Here is a 14,277-nt window from a genome sequence, read left to right on the forward strand (position 1 = left end):
GGCAAAAGTAGCGATTGTAGCGCGGGAGTGTGGCAAAGGGCGTAGCAGGACATGTCGATCCCGTCGCTTCTACGTCAATTACCCCTCCGGTTGTTGGATTGCACTTGATTAATTTACCACGGCGTAATGGCCGCTCTTCCGGGCTGATGAGCTTTTGCGTACGCTGCTCGCTCAATCTGCGAGCATCTCGCACTCATGAGCAACCTCATCCAGGACGGCTTGTCCAGCGTACTACCGACTCGCCATCCACTAACTCAGGATTCGCGCATGCCCATCGTCGAAGCAGCCATTCAAATCAATGCCCCGGCCGCGCTGGTATATGCCGTGTCGCAGGATTATCGGGTGCGTTATGACTGGGACCCATTCCCCGAGTCGATTGAAGTCGTTTCCGGCTCGATGGAGGAATTGACAGTCGGTACGCAGGTACGGGTGCGCTCGCGCCTGGGCATGACGATGCTGGTCGAATTTGTGCAGGTCGCTCCGCCTCGGCGGGCGGCGATCCGGATGATCGAAGGGCCGGCGCTGATCAGCAAGTTCGCCGGCTCCTGGCTGTTCGATGCCACCGGCCCGGATGGCACGCTGGTTCGATTTCGCTATGCACTGGCAACGCGGCCGCGCTGGCTGGCCTGGGCCGGTGATCGCATAGCGACGGCCTATTTTTCTCGCACCGCCCGCCAGCGCCTGCAGGGGCTGAAACGCTACTGCGAGGCCCTTGCCGGCACGCCAGCCCAGGCCATGCCGCAAGAGCGAGCATAAACCCGGGCGAAGCCATCAGGCACGGCATACCTGTTTACATCAGCTGCCACAAGCGATTGCCATAAACGAGTGCCTGCGGATGGGCAACGGTGAACCAGACCGCCGTTGCCGCCGCCAGCAGCGACAGCGGCATGCCCCAGCGCAAGACGGGAGCGACGGCGGCGCTGCGCTGGCGACCGAAGCGCTGGCTCAAGCGTCCGTAGAGCAGCCAGGCGGCCAGTGCGGAAAGGATGGCGGCAAGCAGCAGTTGCATGGGAAAGGAGATCCCGGCGTGCTCTTCCATGCCGATGGCGGCGCCGGCAAAAATGCCCGGCAGCAGATAGGCCGGCGTCCAGAAGAGGCAGGCCAGGGCGCAGGCAGGAAAGAAGCGCCGCGGCGGCATGGCAAGCATGCCGGCGACCATCGGCAGCACCGGACGGGTGGGGCCGATAAAACGGCCGGCGAAAATGCCGCCACCTCCGTGCCTGCGCAACACCCGCCGCGCCTGGACCAGCAGCCCGCGGTGCGGGCGCACCAGTGGATGTTGCTGCAGACGCATGCGGTAGCGCTTGCCCAGCCAGAACGAAAAACAGTCACCCAGCAGGGCGGCCAGAAACCCCACCAGGCAGGCCAGCCACAAATCGATCACGCCTTGGCCGACCAGCGTGCCGATGGCGATCATCAGCACGGTCCCCGGAATCAGCAAGCCAAGCAGGGCAATGGATTCGGCCAGGACAATGACAAAAAGCAAGGCAAGAGCCAGCTCGCCCGAGTGTGCAAGCGCGGTGTTGAACAGGGATTCCATGCTGTGTGGCCTGATTGACAGAAACGCGCCTTAGTCAGTCGCAAATCGGGCTTGGTTCAGCGCTGCGCAAAAAAATTGCAGACCGGGGCTGCGCGACACGCGCCTGCAAGCAGGCGGCACTACGGAATGCCCTCCCCGGATAGATGATCCGCACGCTCCAGAATGATCCTGTGCCATTGGCTTACGCAGCGGCACGACGTTTTGCGTGAAAACTGGCACAACGCCGAAAGAGCGGGCCAGACTCGTCGCCGCGAACAGTCCGTAACGAAACCGCAATCAGCGCAAAGCCATGCCCGGCAAGGCATGCAGCCACTTTTGCCGAGCGGCGGCTTAAGCATCCGGGCTAGCCCTGCCTGCAATAGTCGAGTAAAATAGTCGGCTTAATTCTGGCTCTCTGGCGCGGTCATGCTCGACTACCTGCACGAAACCATCAAGGTGATACTGGAACGCGATCCTGCGGCGAAAAGCCGGCTGGAAGTCGTGCTCTGTTATCCGGGCTTTCATGCACTGGCGCTGCACCGGGTTTCGCACGGGCTGTGGGTACGCGACCTGCGCCTGCTGGCGCGGGTGGTATCGCAGATCGGCCGTTTCTTTACCGGCATTGAAATCCATCCCGGTGCGACCATTGGCCGGCGCGTGTTCATTGATCATGGCATGGGCGTGGTGATTGGCGAGACAGCGGAAATCGGCGACGACGTCACCCTGTATCAGGGCGTGACGCTGGGCGGCACTTCGCTCGTCAAGGGCGCCAAGCGCCACCCGACCCTGGAGCGCGGCGTGATCGTCGGCGCCGGCGCCAAGGTGCTGGGCGGCTTTACCATCGGCGAGGGCGCGAAGATCGGCTCGAATGCCGTCGTGGTCAAGGCCGTGCCGGCCGGCGCCACCGCCATCGGCATCCCGGCGCGCATCGTCGAGGCCGTGCCGCAGCCGGCCTGCAGCGAGGAAGACCAGGCGCGTGCGGCCAAGGCAGCACAACTGGGCTTTTCGGCCTACGGCATTGCCAGCGACATGAACGACCCGATGGTGAAGGCCATTCACGGCCTGCTCGATCACACGGTGGCCACCGATGCGCGCCTGGAGGCCATCCTGAAAAAGCTGGAGCAGCTGGGCGTGGATTGCGCCGAAGAACGCGCCCGCGACGATCAGTTCGACCCTGGCTACCTGAACCGCATCGTCGACTGACCCCACCCGAAAACCGGCCCGAAAGCCCGACTGAACCAGTCGGGCTTTTAGTTGACTAAATCAGTAGGTTATTTTAGGATAAGCCCTATTCCGAGCCAGCCCTGTCGCCAGTAGCGCAGCCGGCTTCCCTCCGGGAAGCCGGCCACCCGAAGGTGCAGCGGCCGGCCAATCACGATCACGGCTCCATGCCTGTGCATGGCAGCGACCCGGGCCAGAATCAGGGCCCAGATACGCGAGGACACCAGCATGCGCCTGACAACCAAAGGCCGCTTTGCCGTTACTGCGATGCTTGATCTGGCGCTGCGCGAAGCGAACGGCCCGGTCACGCTGGCCGGCATCAGCGAACGCCAGCACATTTCGCTCTCCTATCTGGAGCAGCTGTTCGGCAAACTGCGCCGCCGCGAACTGGTGGAAAGCGTGCGCGGCCCCGGTGGCGGTTATTGCCTCGCCCGGGTGCCGCACGAAATCACCGTTGCCGAAATCATCTGTGCCGTGGACGAGCCGCTGGACGCCACACAGTGCGGCGGCAAGGAAAACTGTCGCGACGAGCACCGCTGCATGACCCACGATCTGTGGGCCGGGCTGAACCGCACCATCTATGACCACCTGTCCGCCGTCACGCTGGGCAAGCTGATCGACGAGCACCTCGCCAAGCAGAAACGCCGCAGCGACAACGCCGCGCTGATCGACGCGCGCGGCCTGAAAGATTCAAAAGACCCTTCCGGCGTCACCGCCGCACATTGAGCACCGGCCATGAACAAGAAACCGATCTACCTCGATTATTCCGCCACCACTCCGGTTGACCCGCGCGTGGGCGCCAAGATGATCCCCTACCTCACCGAGCTGTTCGGCAACCCGGCCAGCCGCTCCCACCCCTACGGCTGGGAAGCCGAAGCGGCGGTGGAAGAAGCGCGCGAGCAGGTCGCTGCGCTGGTGAATTGCGATCCGAAGGAAATCGTCTGGACCTCGGGCGCCACTGAGTCGAACAATCTGGCGCTCAAGGGTGCCGCGCACTTCTACAGCAACAAGGGCAAGCACCTGATCACGGTGAAGACCGAGCACAAAGCCATTCTCGACACCATGCGCGAGCTGGAGCGTGAAGGCTTCGAAGTCACTTACCTTGATGTGCAGGACAACGGTCTGATCGACCGGGCCGTACTGGAAGCCGCCATCCGCCCGGACACCATCCTGATCTCCGTGATGTTCGTGAACAACGAAATCGGCGTGATCCAGGACATCGAAGGTATCGGGGAGCTGTGCCGCAGCAAGGGCATTCTGTTCCACGTCGACGCCGCACAAGCCACCGGCAAGGTGAAAATCGACCTGAATGCGCTGAAGGTCGATCTGATGAGCTTCTCCGCGCACAAGACCTACGGTCCCAAGGGCATCGGTGCGCTGTACGTGCGCCGCAAGCCGCGCGTGCGCCTCGAAGCACAGATGCACGGCGGCGGCCACGAGCGTGGTTTCCGCTCCGGCACGCTGGCCACGCACCAGATCGTCGGCATGGGCGAAGCCTTCCGCATCGCCCGCGAAGAAATGGACGCTGAGAACCAGCGCATCGGCGCGCTGCGTGATCGCCTGTGGAACGGCCTGAAGGAAATCGAGGAAGTGCACCTCAATGGCGACATGACGCGCCGCGTGCCGCACAACCTGAACGTGAGCTTCAACTACGTCGAAGGCGAGTCGCTGATCATGGCGCTGAAGGACCTGGCGGTTTCCAGCGGCTCGGCCTGTACCTCGGCCTCGCTGGAGCCCTCCTATGTGCTGCGCGCGCTGGGCCGCTCGGACGAGCTGGCGCATTCGTCGATCCGCTTCACCATCGGCCGCTTCACGACTGAAGAAGACATCGACCACACCATCGAGCTGTGCAAGACCAAGATCGGCAAGCTCCGTGAGCTCTCGCCGCTGTGGGAGATGTACAAGGATGGCATCGACATCTCCACCATCGAGTGGGCCGCCCACTAATTTGCTCCGGCTCGCAGCGCCCTGCGGCGTTGCGTTACCGCTTGTTTACAGCAGTAAACCGCGCGACACCGCGCCTTGCAGGACACCGCGACCCGGGCAAATTGCCCGGATGTGCGCGACCAATACAGATTAGAACTCGGAGGTACACAAAATGGCATACAGCGAACAGGTCCTCGACCACTACGAAAACCCGCGCAATGTGGGCTCCTTTGAAAAGGGTGACGATAGCGTCGGCACCGGCATGGTCGGTGCACCGGCCTGTGGCGACGTGATGAAGCTGCAGATCAAGGTCGGCGAAGACGGCGTGATCCAGGATGCGAAGTTCAAGACCTACGGCTGCGGCTCGGCGATTGCGTCCAGCTCGCTCGTCACTGAATGGGTGAAGGGCAAGACGCTCGATGAAGCGCTGACGATCAAGAACACGGCAATTGCCGAAGAACTGGCGCTGCCGCCGGTGAAAATCCACTGCTCCATCCTGGCCGAAGACGCCATCAAGGCAGCGGTAGAAGACTACAAGAAGAAACATCAGTGAGGCGTCAGGCGTGAGGCGCAAGGTGGAACACCACTTCGCCTCACCCCTCTCCCCTCACTCCTCACGGAGTTCAACATGGCACTCACACTGAGCGAAAGCGCCGCCAATCACGTGGCCAACTTCCTCGCCAAGCGCGGCAAGGGGCTGGGCGTACGGCTGGCCGTGAAAACCGCCGGCTGTTCGGGCATGGCGTACAAGCTGGAATTCGTCGACGTGGAAAACCCGGAAGATCTGGTGTTCGAGAGCAATGGCGTGAAGATCTACACCGACGCCAAGAGCCTCGCCTACATCGACGGTACCGAGCTCGACTACACCAAGGAAGGGCTGAACGAAGGCTTCAAGTTCAACAACCCGAACGTGAAGAACGAGTGCGGTTGCGGCGAGAGCTTCCACGTTTAAAAACCACTCGTAGGATGGGTTGAGCGCAGCGATACCCATCATTTCGCAGCGCAGCAGCCATGCCTTGATGGGTATCGGCCTTCGGCCTCAACCCATCCTACGCATTGCATTTGGGCCTGAACGATGCAGTTTGATTTCAACCAGACGTATTTCACGCTCTTCGGCATGCAGCAAGGCTTTGCCATCGATACCCGGGAGCTTGATCAGCGCTATCGCGACCTGCAGGCACTGTGGCACCCCGATCGCTTCGCCAGCAGCGATGACACGGCCCGCCGCCTGTCGCTGCAGGCCTCGACCTTTGTCAACGAGGCCTGGCAAACGCTGAAGTCGCCGCTGGCCCGCGCACGCTACCTGCTGCGGCTCAATGGCATCGACACGCAGGAAGACACCAACACGGCCATGCCGATGGACTTCCTGATGCAGCAGATGGAATGGCGCGAAGCGATTGCCGAGGCCAAGAGCAGCCGCCATCTCGATGAACTCGAACGCCTGGGCGCCGAGCTGCGCGAGGAAATCGCCGCGCTGGAGCAGCTGCTGGGTGGCCAGCTCGACGTCAGTCAGTGGGATGCGGCCAGCACCTCGGTGCGCAAGCTGCGCTTTCTGGAAAAGCTCGACCAGGAAATCGGTGACGCCATCGAAGCGGTGATGTTCTAGGTCGTACCCCGCAACGGTGTTGCGCGCGTCTGGATGAGGCGCGACCTGCTTGATCTGCAGCACTCTGCTTGTTGCGCCATCGCCAGCCCGGCAGCCCTTTTCGATACTGCACCATGTTCAACCCATTGGATTCCAACCCTGAGTCGCGGCATACCCCAACACCGATCACGCCAAAGCCCACTACCAGAAAAGGCTGCAGATCAATACCCGTGACTGACGATTAGAATTCAAGCCAAGCACACAGGATGAAAGCCAATGGCTTTGCTGCAAATTTCCGAACCCGGCATGAGCGCCGCTCCGCACCAGCACCGGCTGGCGGTCGGCATTGACCTGGGCACCACCAATTCGCTGGTCGCCACCGTCAAGAGCGGCAGCGCGGTCTGCCTGCCGGACGCCGAAGGGCGCATGCTGCTGCCCAGCGTCGTGCACTACGGCCGTGACGGCCTGCTGGTCGGCCACGCCGCGCAAGCCCGGCAAAATGAAGACCCCGCCAATACCATCGTGTCGGTCAAGCGTTTCATGGGTCGTGGCGTGCACGACATCGGCGAGCTGGCCACGCCTTACCGCTTCGTCGACGAACCCGGCATGCTGAAGCTGGTGACGCGCGCCGGCGTGAAAAGCCCGGTCGAAGTCTCTGCCGACATCCTCGCCACGCTGAAGGCCCGCGCCGAAGCCAGCCTGGGCGGCGAACTGGTCGGCGCCGTGGTCACCGTGCCCGCCTACTTCGACGATGCCCAGCGCCAAGCCACCAAGGACGCGGCAAAACTCGCCGGACTCAATGTGCTGCGGCTGCTCAATGAACCGACGGCCGCTGCCATCGCCTATGGACTCGACAATGGCGCCGAAGGCACTTATGTCGTGTATGACCTCGGCGGCGGCACCTTCGATGTATCGATTCTCGAACTGTCGCGCGGCGTGTTTGAAGTACGCGCCACCTCCGGCGACGCGCAACTCGGCGGCGACGATTTCGACCACCGCCTGTATTGCTGGGTGCTGGAGCAGGCCGGCCTGCGCGGCCCCAATGCCCACGACCAGCGCCTGCTGCTCACGCGCGCGCGCGAGGCCAAGGAGGCACTGACCGACCACGACAGCACGCGCATCACCGCCGTGCTCTCCGACGGCCAGGTCATCGATCAGGAACTCAGCGCCCACGATTTCCAGCAGCTCACCGCGCACCTGGTGCAAAAGACACTGCTGCCGGTAAAGAAGGCGCTGCGTGATGCCAAGCTCACCGCGGCCGACATCAAGGGTGTGGTGCTGGTCGGCGGCGCCACGCGCATGCCGCATGTGCGCCGCGCCGTCGCCGAACTGTTCGGCCAGCAGCCGCTGACCAACCTCGACCCGGACAAGGTCGTGGCGCTGGGCGCGGCGATGCAGGCCAATGTGCTGGCCGGCAACAAGGGCGACGACGACTGGCTGCTGCTGGATGTGATTCCGCTGTCGCTGGGGCTGGAAACCATGGGCGGACTGGTCGAAAAGGTCATCCCGCGCAATTCGACCATCCCGACCGCGCGCGCACAGGAATTCACCACCTTCAAGGATGGCCAGACCGCGATGGCTATTCACGTGCTGCAGGGCGAGCGCGAGCTGGTTTCCGACTGCCGCAGCCTGGCGCGCTTCGAGCTGCGCGGCATTCCGGCCATGGTCGCCGGCGCGGCGCGCATCCGCGTTACTTTTCAGGTCGACGCCGACGGCCTGCTGTCGGTGTCGGCACGCGAACAATCCACCGGCATCGAAGCCAGCATCGCGGTCAAGCCGTCGTACGGCTTGTCGGATGAGGAAGTGGCGCGCATGCTGCAGGAATCGATGCAGCATGCCCAGGACGACATGCAGCAGCGCAAGCTGGGCGAGGCGCGGGTCGAGGCTGAAAGCCTGCTCAATGCGCTGGATGTGGCGCTGGCCAGCGACGGCGAGCTGATCGCCGCCGAGGAGCAGGCACGCATCCGCACGAGCATGGCCGAGCTGCGCGCACTGTGCGCGGCGGACAATGCCGATGCCATCCGCCTTGCCGCCGAGGCTCTCAACCAGGCCAGCAGCGATTTCGCCGCGCGCCGCATGGACGCCGCCGTGCGCCGCGGCCTGGCGGGGCACAATATCGCCGAACTGTAAAAACCGCTTGAACCACAGAGGCACAGAGGGCACAGAGGAAAAACGTCAGAGTTCAGCTTGCTGCGACTTTCTCTGTGCTCTCTGTGTTCGCTGTGGTTAAAAATCAGGAAAGACCATGACCCAGATCGTTGTACTCCCCCACGCCACGCTGTGCCCCGACGGCGCGGTGATCGATGCCGAACCGGGCACCAGCATCTGCGATGCCCTGCTGGAAAACGACATCGAAATCGAACACGCCTGCGAGAAATCCTGCGCCTGCACTACCTGTCATGTGCTGGTGCGCGAGGGGCTGGCCAGCCTCAACGAGGCGGATGAGCTCGAAGAAGACCAGCTCGACAAAGCCTGGGGGTTGGAGAGCTGCTCGCGGCTCTCGTGTCAGGCCATCGTCGCCGACACCGACCTCGTCGTCGAGCTGCCGAAATACACCATCAACCACGCGCGCGAACACCACTAAAAGGTATAGGCCTGCAGCCATTTGCCAAAAATGGCTACAGCCATATACCCCAATGGAGAAGATCATGAAATGGACCGATAGCCGCGAGATCGCCATCGCACTGGCCGACACGCACCCCGATGTGGATCCGACCAAGCTGCACTTTGTCGAGCTGATGAAGTGGGTGCTCGAGCTGGAAGGCTTTGACGATGACCCCAAGCATTGCGGCGAGCGCATTCTTGAAGCAATCCAGCTGGCATGGATGGACGAGGCCGACTAAAACACCTTAAACTGCTGCCAGCAAACATTAGCAACTGGTAATAAAGCAGAAAGGTCGCCATGGCAAAGTCGAGTTCCCCTGCAGCAGCCCCCCGCCTCACCCCACTGGCCCGCCTGCTGGGCCTGCGCGATCTGCTCGGGCAGATGCTGGCCAATCCGCACGCCTTTGCCGACACCCTGCCACAGCTGATCCGCCAGTGCGTACACAGCATCCAGCTGGCCTGCGCCGAGAATGCGGAACTGGCCACCGCCAGCATTCAGGTCTGCCAGCAGGGCGACTACCCGAGCCGCCATGCCTGCAATGTTGCCATCCTTGTCGAGCAGGTGCTCAGCGCGCTGGACTGGCGCAGCGAGGAGCGCATTCCCGTCGTCGCCGCCGCCCTGACGATGAACATCGCCATGCACCAGCTGCAGGCCGAACTGGCACAGCAAAGCACGCCACTGACCGAAGCACAGCGTCAGCAAATCCAGCTGCACCCCATCCGCGGGAGGGATCTGCTGCGCGAACTGGGCGTGGCCGACGCCGCTTGGCTGGAATGCGTGCTGCAACACCACGAGGCACCGGACGGCAGTGGCTACCCCCAGCAATTGCGGGGCTCGGACGTGCTCTTCGAGGCCCGCCTGATCGGCCTGGCCGACCGCTATTGCGCCATGCTGTCCAAAAATGCCTGGCGACGCGGACAGCAAAGCGATGCTGCGCTGATCGCGGCGCTCAACGGCCCCTTGCAGTCGGTGGATGGCAAGCTGGGCCGCATGTTCACCCAGACGCTCGGCCCCTACCCGCCCGGGGCGCTGGTGCGCCTGGTCAATGGCGAAACGGCCATGGTGCAAAGCCATGGCCGTACGCTGGAAACCCCCTTGCTGATGGTACTGTTCGCTGCGGACGGTCGCCCGGTGCTGAAACCGGTCTTGCGCGACAGCGCTCAGGCCGAGTACACCATCTGTGAAGTGCTCGACCTGCAGGCCGCGCAAGAGCAGATCAACCTGCAACAGGTCTGGGGGCCGGACGCCCAGCTGCCGCAAGCCGAGCAAACTGCCGCCACTCCGGCAGGCTGACCTCCGGCTGCCGTGAGTCCGGGGCGGCTGGCGCTTATTGCGCCTGCGGCGCCGAAGCGCGCCGCTGCATTTTCCGCTCGCGCATCTGCTCGCGCCAGGCCTGACGCTCGGCATCGCTGACAACCCCGTCCTTGCTGGCATCCATGCGGTCGAAATGCGCCTCGGCACGCTGCAGGGCATCGGCACGCGTCATGTCCTGCTGCATTTTCGGCATGTCCCCATGCTTCGGGCCGCCGCCGTGCTTGCCGCCACGCGGGTTGGGACACTGCGCACGCACCTGTTCGCGCCAGGCCTTGCGTTCGGCCGCGCTGACCACGCCATTGCGATCACCGTCCATCTGGTCGAAATGTTCGCCTGCCTGCTGCAGGAACTGGGCCTTGCCGACATCGCCCTGCGGCATTTTCTGCATCGGGCAGGACACCGAAGGGCTGGCCGCAAAGGCCGCCAGTGAAACGCTGGCCAGCAGGGCGGCTACGAGTTTGGAATGGGCCATGATGTTCTCCTGAAGATCTGAACTGAAAAGAGAGTTGCGATGCCGGCCGGCATGTCCTGATCAACGCAGCACGACCTGCCGCGTTGACACGATCTGCGCTATGCTCTGCGCCCCATACTGAAGGAGCGCTTATGAGCACGTTTGCCGATCATCTCGCCGGTCTGCCGGGCATCGACCATCTGGCGGCACTGGAATTGCTGCATGGCGACAGCATTGTTGCCCGCATCGAAAACAAACCTGGCCAGGCAGGCAGCCTGCGGGTCTATCATGCGCTGTATCAGGAATTCGGCTGCATCAATGCCGTGGCCGCGGACAAGGGCATTCGCCTGTATGCCGAGCACAGCGAAGATGCACGCGCCAATCCGGGCAAGCACCCGAACATCGACCGCCTGTTTGCCGTCGACGCCGCGCAGCCTTTCGCGGTACGCCTGATCGAAAACAGCAAGGCCTGACAAATCGGCCCGGCCGGTGGCTGCCATGCTGCCGACATGACTTTTGCAGGAGTATCCCGATGGCTGCTTCCGGCCTGTTTATCGATATCGTGCTGCCGGTCTGCATCGTGACGGCCTTCGGCGGATTTTTCCTGCTGCTCGGGCTGTCCCGCCTGCTGTACGACTATGTCGAACGCAACTACGGCACGATGCTGAACAAGACGCAGAGCATATCCTTCATGGTCGACCAGGATCTGGCCATGGCCTATGTCGGTGACATCTGGCGGCTGACGCGCACCGGGCATTTCCGCCGCATCGAGTCGGGACTGTGGCGCGGGCTGTTTACCGTGAATGCCCTGATCGGCATCCTGACCACGGTCGCCCTGCTGGTGCTGGCGCTGGGCTTTCTGGGCCTGCTGCGCTGATGTGTGGCCCAACCGGCAAACAAAAACCCGCGCAATGCGCGGGTTTTTGCTGTTGGCCATGCATGCAGCAGGCGGCAGATCAGGCGTCTTTCGCCTCGTTCACGACCGGTGCCGCACTTGGCCGCGGCGGCAGGAAAAGCGCGGCGATCTGCTGCTTGCGCTGTGGCAGCGGCGGCAGATTGCTCGGATAGACCACGCCAGCCATCGGGTCAGCATCGCGTTCGCGGCGCGGCGCACGTTCATGCTCGCGCCGTGGTGGTGCGGCAGCATCACGAGAGTCGCGACGGCCACGCTCGCCGCGCTGGCCATCGCGGGGCTCGCGCGCTTCACGCGGGAAGCGTTCCTCGCGGCGCGGTGGCGCCAGCGGCTCGGTCCCCGGGGAAAAGCCCGGCACCGGAATCAGCGCCAGATCTTTCTTGATCAGCTTCTTGATCAGCTCGAACGCCTTTTCCTCTTCGGGCCCGACCAGCGAGATCGCCACGCCGGTCGCTCCGGCACGGCCGGTGCGGCCGATGCGGTGCACATAGTCTTCCGGGTTGTTCGGCAGCTCGAAATTTACCACATAAGGCAGATCGGAAATATCGAGGCCGCGCGCGGCCACGTCGGTCGCTACCAGCACCTTGACCCGGCCCTCCTTGAAACCAGCCAGGGTTTCCATGCGGGCGCGCTGGTCACGGTCGCCGTGGATGGCCTCCACCGCAAAACCGTCACGCTTCAGGTCGCGACTGAGCTGATCGGCGTTCTGCTTGGTACGGGTAAAGACAATCACCTGCTCCATCGCATGCAGGCGGATCAGGTGGGCCAGCAGCGCCTTTTTGCGATAGCTTTCGACCGGATGCAGCTCCTGCTTCACCGATTCATTGGTGGAGTTTTGCCGCTCGACCTGGATCAGCTGCGGCGCGTGCATGAAATCATCGGCCAGCTTCTTGATCTCGGGGGCAAACGTCGCCGAGAACAGCAGGGTCTGCTTGCGGGAAGTGCACAGATTGAAAATGCGGCGGATGTCGAGAATGAAGCCCATGTCCAGCATGCGATCGGCTTCATCAAGTACGAGGATCTCAACCTGCGACAGGTTCACGGTCTTTTGTTCGATGTGATCAAGCAGTCGCCCGGGAGTTGCCACCAGGATTTCCACACCGGCGCGCAAGGCCGGAATCTGGCCCTTGATGTCGACGCCACCGTACACGACATGATTGCGCAGCTTGCTGTACTTGGCATAGGTCGTGACACTGTCGTGCACCTGATCGGCCAGCTCGCGGGTCGGGGTCAGCACCAGCGCACGGATCGGATGCTTGGCAGGGGAAACGCTGGGGCTGGCATGCTTCAAAAGGCGTTGCAGAATCGGCAGGGTAAACGCGGCGGTCTTGCCGGTGCCGGTTTGCGCTGCGCCGAGTACATCTTGTCCGGCCAGCACGACGGGAATCGCCGCAGCCTGAATGGGGGTGGGATGCTCATAGCCCTGTTCGCTGACGGCCCTGAGCAGTTCCGGCGCCAGGCCGAGCGCTGCAAATGTCATCCTTTTGTTACTCCAGTGTGCAAAAAATAAGCAGCCGATTCTACACCATGCGGCCCGAGCTGCCTACCTTACACTGTGGCAGAAAATCATGGCGGCAGCAGGACTTAGCCGACCGTTGCAGAACAAGCCACGGCCCTTTTTCAGGGCGCAGCCGCGAATAAGGGATGAAAACAGCAACGGCACGCTGGCCATGCAAACAGCGATTTGCGCCGGACTTGGGCCGGCGCTTGCTGCCACTCGAAAATCCGGCTTTATCAAGCCCCGGTTAGGCTCTACACTCTCGGCCATTCGCTCATTCAGTCTGCAGGAGTCGCCATGTTCGATCAGGCCAGAAGCACGCTCACCACCATTCGCGATCTGCACCGTTTTGCGGTCAGCCGTTTCCAGATTGCCGAGCTCTTCTACGGGCATGGCACCGACAATGCCTGGGACGAGGCCGCTTACCTCATCCTCGCCACGCTCAAACTGCCGCTGGATCGCCTCGAAGCGGTGTACGACGCCAGGCTGTTGCCCACTGAGCTCGAGCAGGTGCTGGGCGTGCTGCAAACCCGCGTCGAAACCCGCAAGCCCGCCGCATACCTGACCAAGGAAGCGTTTCTGGGCGATTACCGCTTTTATGTGGACGAGCGCGTCATCGTGCCGCGCTCCTTCATCGCCGAAATCCTCAACCATGGCGGGCTGGCGCCGTGGATCGAGTATCCGGAACTGGTGCATCGCGCCGTTGACCTGTGCACCGGTTCGGGCTGCCTGGCCATTCTGCTGGCCGACCACTTCCCCGATGCCCAGATCGACGCCGTCGACCTGAGTTCCGACGCACTGGATGTCGCGGAGATCAATGTCGCTGACTATCACCTGGGTGAGCGCATCGACCTGCTGGACGGCGACCTGTACGAACCGCTGGAAGGCGAAAAATACGACCTCATCATTTCCAACCCGCCCTATGTCGATGCACACAGCATGGACGAATTGCCCGATGAATACCGCCACGAACCGGAAATGGCGCTGGGCAGCGGCGAGGATGGCCTGGACATCACGCGCCGCATCATCGAGAAGGCCAGCGAACACCTGACCGAGCAGGGAGTGCTGGTCGTCGAGATCGGCCACAACCGCGACGTACTGGAAGCCAGCTACCCGGAGCTGCCCTTCGTGTGGCTGGACACCGAATCGGGTGATGGTTTTGTCTTCCTGCTCACCCGCAACATGCTGCTGGAAGCCGGTTACTGAACACCCGGCAATGCCACCAAGACAAACAGGGCTGCGTTT

General features: G+C 62.8%; 17 protein-coding genes. 14 read left to right on the forward strand and 3 right to left on the reverse strand.

The genetic code is table 11. The features are described 5' to 3' along the window. Positions 1–195 precede the first annotated feature (195 nt). Positions 196–756, forward strand: coding sequence for a type II toxin-antitoxin system RatA family toxin (locus tag C515_RS0102505; RefSeq protein WP_211233963.1), 561 nt, complete (start codon positions 196–198; stop codon positions 754–756). Positions 757–790: 34 nt separating this feature from the next. On the opposite strand, the gene C515_RS0102510 is transcribed toward C515_RS0102505, so the two are convergent. Further along, the gene (locus C515_RS0102510) at positions 791–1,540 is read right to left on the reverse strand and encodes a DedA family protein (protein ID WP_028454238.1); all 750 of its coding nucleotides are present in this window, start codon (positions 1,538–1,540) and stop codon (positions 791–793) included. A 405-nt stretch (positions 1,541–1,945) separates the two neighbouring features. On the opposite strand from C515_RS0102510, the gene cysE reads away from it, so the two are divergent. From cysE to C515_RS19225, 10 genes are all read left to right on the forward strand, one after another. Continuing rightward, positions 1,946–2,722, forward strand: coding sequence for a serine O-acetyltransferase (cysE, locus tag C515_RS0102515; RefSeq protein ID WP_028454239.1), 777 nt, complete (start codon positions 1,946–1,948; stop codon positions 2,720–2,722). Positions 2,723–2,968: 246 nt separating this feature from the next. Continuing rightward, positions 2,969–3,466 carry a Fe-S cluster assembly transcriptional regulator IscR gene (gene iscR, locus C515_RS19220; protein WP_043647815.1) on the forward strand — a complete coding sequence of 166 codons (498 nt, stop codon included), beginning with the start codon at positions 2,969–2,971 and terminating at the stop codon, positions 3,464–3,466. 9 nt (positions 3,467–3,475) lie between these two features. After that, on the forward strand, positions 3,476–4,687 hold the full coding sequence (locus C515_RS0102530; protein ID WP_028454241.1) for an IscS subfamily cysteine desulfurase: 1,212 nt from the start codon (positions 3,476–3,478) through the stop codon (positions 4,685–4,687). Positions 4,688–4,838: 151 nt separating this feature from the next. Next, positions 4,839–5,219: a Fe-S cluster assembly scaffold IscU gene (iscU, locus tag C515_RS0102535; protein WP_028454242.1), complete on the forward strand. Its 381-nt coding sequence runs from the start codon at positions 4,839–4,841 to the stop codon at positions 5,217–5,219. A gap of 75 nt (positions 5,220–5,294) precedes the next feature. Beyond that, positions 5,295–5,618, forward strand: coding sequence for an iron-sulfur cluster assembly protein IscA (gene iscA, locus C515_RS0102540; protein ID WP_028454243.1), 324 nt, complete (start codon positions 5,295–5,297; stop codon positions 5,616–5,618). A 123-nt stretch (positions 5,619–5,741) separates the two neighbouring features. Beyond that, on the forward strand, positions 5,742–6,272 hold the full coding sequence (hscB, locus tag C515_RS0102545) for a Fe-S protein assembly co-chaperone HscB (RefSeq protein WP_028454244.1): 531 nt from the start codon (positions 5,742–5,744) through the stop codon (positions 6,270–6,272). 255 nt (positions 6,273–6,527) lie between these two features. Next, the gene (gene hscA / locus C515_RS0102550; protein ID WP_028454245.1) at positions 6,528–8,381 is read left to right on the forward strand and encodes a Fe-S protein assembly chaperone HscA; all 1,854 of its coding nucleotides are present in this window, start codon (positions 6,528–6,530) and stop codon (positions 8,379–8,381) included. Between the two features lie 115 nt (positions 8,382–8,496). Beyond that, on the forward strand, positions 8,497–8,835 hold the full coding sequence (fdx, locus tag C515_RS0102555; protein ID WP_028454246.1) for an ISC system 2Fe-2S type ferredoxin: 339 nt from the start codon (positions 8,497–8,499) through the stop codon (positions 8,833–8,835). A gap of 64 nt (positions 8,836–8,899) precedes the next feature. After that, positions 8,900–9,094, forward strand: coding sequence for a Fe-S cluster assembly protein IscX (iscX, locus tag C515_RS0102560; RefSeq protein WP_028454247.1), 195 nt, complete (start codon positions 8,900–8,902; stop codon positions 9,092–9,094). 59 nt (positions 9,095–9,153) lie between these two features. Further along, positions 9,154–10,149, forward strand: a complete 996-nt coding sequence (locus C515_RS19225; protein ID WP_051304555.1) for an HD-GYP domain-containing protein — start codon at positions 9,154–9,156, stop codon at positions 10,147–10,149. 34 nt (positions 10,150–10,183) lie between these two features. Here the strand turns inward: C515_RS19225 and C515_RS0102570 are convergent, their stop codons facing one another. Next, positions 10,184–10,642, reverse strand: a complete 459-nt coding sequence (locus C515_RS0102570) for an EF-hand domain-containing protein (protein WP_028454248.1) — start codon at positions 10,640–10,642, stop codon at positions 10,184–10,186. Positions 10,643–10,773: 131 nt separating this feature from the next. Here C515_RS0102570 and C515_RS0102575 point away from each other — a divergent pair, with 131 nt between their 5' ends. Both C515_RS0102575 and C515_RS0102580 read left to right on the forward strand, forming a co-directional pair. Then, on the forward strand, positions 10,774–11,094 hold the full coding sequence (locus C515_RS0102575) for a DUF2322 family protein (RefSeq protein ID WP_028454249.1): 321 nt from the start codon (positions 10,774–10,776) through the stop codon (positions 11,092–11,094). A 59-nt stretch (positions 11,095–11,153) separates the two neighbouring features. Further along, the gene (locus tag C515_RS0102580) at positions 11,154–11,498 is read left to right on the forward strand and encodes a hypothetical protein (RefSeq protein ID WP_028454250.1); all 345 of its coding nucleotides are present in this window, start codon (positions 11,154–11,156) and stop codon (positions 11,496–11,498) included. A gap of 79 nt (positions 11,499–11,577) precedes the next feature. Here the strand turns inward: C515_RS0102580 and C515_RS19230 are convergent, their stop codons facing one another. Beyond that, the gene (locus C515_RS19230; RefSeq protein WP_051304556.1) at positions 11,578–13,014 is read right to left on the reverse strand and encodes a DEAD/DEAH box helicase; all 1,437 of its coding nucleotides are present in this window, start codon (positions 13,012–13,014) and stop codon (positions 11,578–11,580) included. A gap of 315 nt (positions 13,015–13,329) precedes the next feature. Between C515_RS19230 and prmB the strand changes: the two genes are divergently transcribed. Then, entirely contained in the window at positions 13,330–14,238 is a 909-nt protein-coding gene (gene prmB, locus C515_RS0102590; protein ID WP_028454251.1) for a 50S ribosomal protein L3 N(5)-glutamine methyltransferase, read from the forward strand. Positions 14,239–14,277: the final 39 nt, after the last annotated feature.

The organism is Chitinilyticum litopenaei DSM 21440 (genome assembly GCF_000428145.1).
GTDB classification, from domain to species: Bacteria; Pseudomonadota; Gammaproteobacteria; order Burkholderiales; family Chitinibacteraceae; genus Chitinilyticum; species Chitinilyticum litopenaei.

What these genes read in the sequence shown, in the direction of transcription:
- C515_RS0102505 (WP_211233963.1), top strand. Translation starts at nt 196, where the DNA reads ATGAGCAACCTCATCCAGGACGGCTTGTCCAGCGTACTACCGACTCGC.
- C515_RS0102510 (WP_028454238.1), bottom strand. Translation starts at nt 1,540, where the DNA reads ATGGAATCCCTGTTCAACACCGCGCTTGCACACTCGGGCGAGCTGGCT.
- cysE (WP_028454239.1), top strand. Translation starts at nt 1,946, where the DNA reads ATGCTCGACTACCTGCACGAAACCATCAAGGTGATACTGGAACGCGAT.
- iscR (WP_043647815.1), top strand. Translation starts at nt 2,969, where the DNA reads ATGCGCCTGACAACCAAAGGCCGCTTTGCCGTTACTGCGATGCTTGAT.
- C515_RS0102530 (WP_028454241.1), top strand. Translation starts at nt 3,476, where the DNA reads ATGAACAAGAAACCGATCTACCTCGATTATTCCGCCACCACTCCGGTT.
- iscU (WP_028454242.1), top strand. Translation starts at nt 4,839, where the DNA reads ATGGCATACAGCGAACAGGTCCTCGACCACTACGAAAACCCGCGCAAT.
- iscA (WP_028454243.1), top strand. Translation starts at nt 5,295, where the DNA reads ATGGCACTCACACTGAGCGAAAGCGCCGCCAATCACGTGGCCAACTTC.
- hscB (WP_028454244.1), top strand. Translation starts at nt 5,742, where the DNA reads ATGCAGTTTGATTTCAACCAGACGTATTTCACGCTCTTCGGCATGCAG.
- hscA (WP_028454245.1), top strand. Translation starts at nt 6,528, where the DNA reads ATGGCTTTGCTGCAAATTTCCGAACCCGGCATGAGCGCCGCTCCGCAC.
- fdx (WP_028454246.1), top strand. Translation starts at nt 8,497, where the DNA reads ATGACCCAGATCGTTGTACTCCCCCACGCCACGCTGTGCCCCGACGGC.
- iscX (WP_028454247.1), top strand. Translation starts at nt 8,900, where the DNA reads ATGAAATGGACCGATAGCCGCGAGATCGCCATCGCACTGGCCGACACG.
- C515_RS19225 (WP_051304555.1), top strand. Translation starts at nt 9,154, where the DNA reads ATGGCAAAGTCGAGTTCCCCTGCAGCAGCCCCCCGCCTCACCCCACTG.
- C515_RS0102570 (WP_028454248.1), bottom strand. Translation starts at nt 10,642, where the DNA reads ATGGCCCATTCCAAACTCGTAGCCGCCCTGCTGGCCAGCGTTTCACTG.
- C515_RS0102575 (WP_028454249.1), top strand. Translation starts at nt 10,774, where the DNA reads ATGAGCACGTTTGCCGATCATCTCGCCGGTCTGCCGGGCATCGACCAT.
- C515_RS0102580 (WP_028454250.1), top strand. Translation starts at nt 11,154, where the DNA reads ATGGCTGCTTCCGGCCTGTTTATCGATATCGTGCTGCCGGTCTGCATC.
- C515_RS19230 (WP_051304556.1), bottom strand. Translation starts at nt 13,014, where the DNA reads ATGACATTTGCAGCGCTCGGCCTGGCGCCGGAACTGCTCAGGGCCGTC.
- prmB (WP_028454251.1), top strand. Translation starts at nt 13,330, where the DNA reads ATGTTCGATCAGGCCAGAAGCACGCTCACCACCATTCGCGATCTGCAC.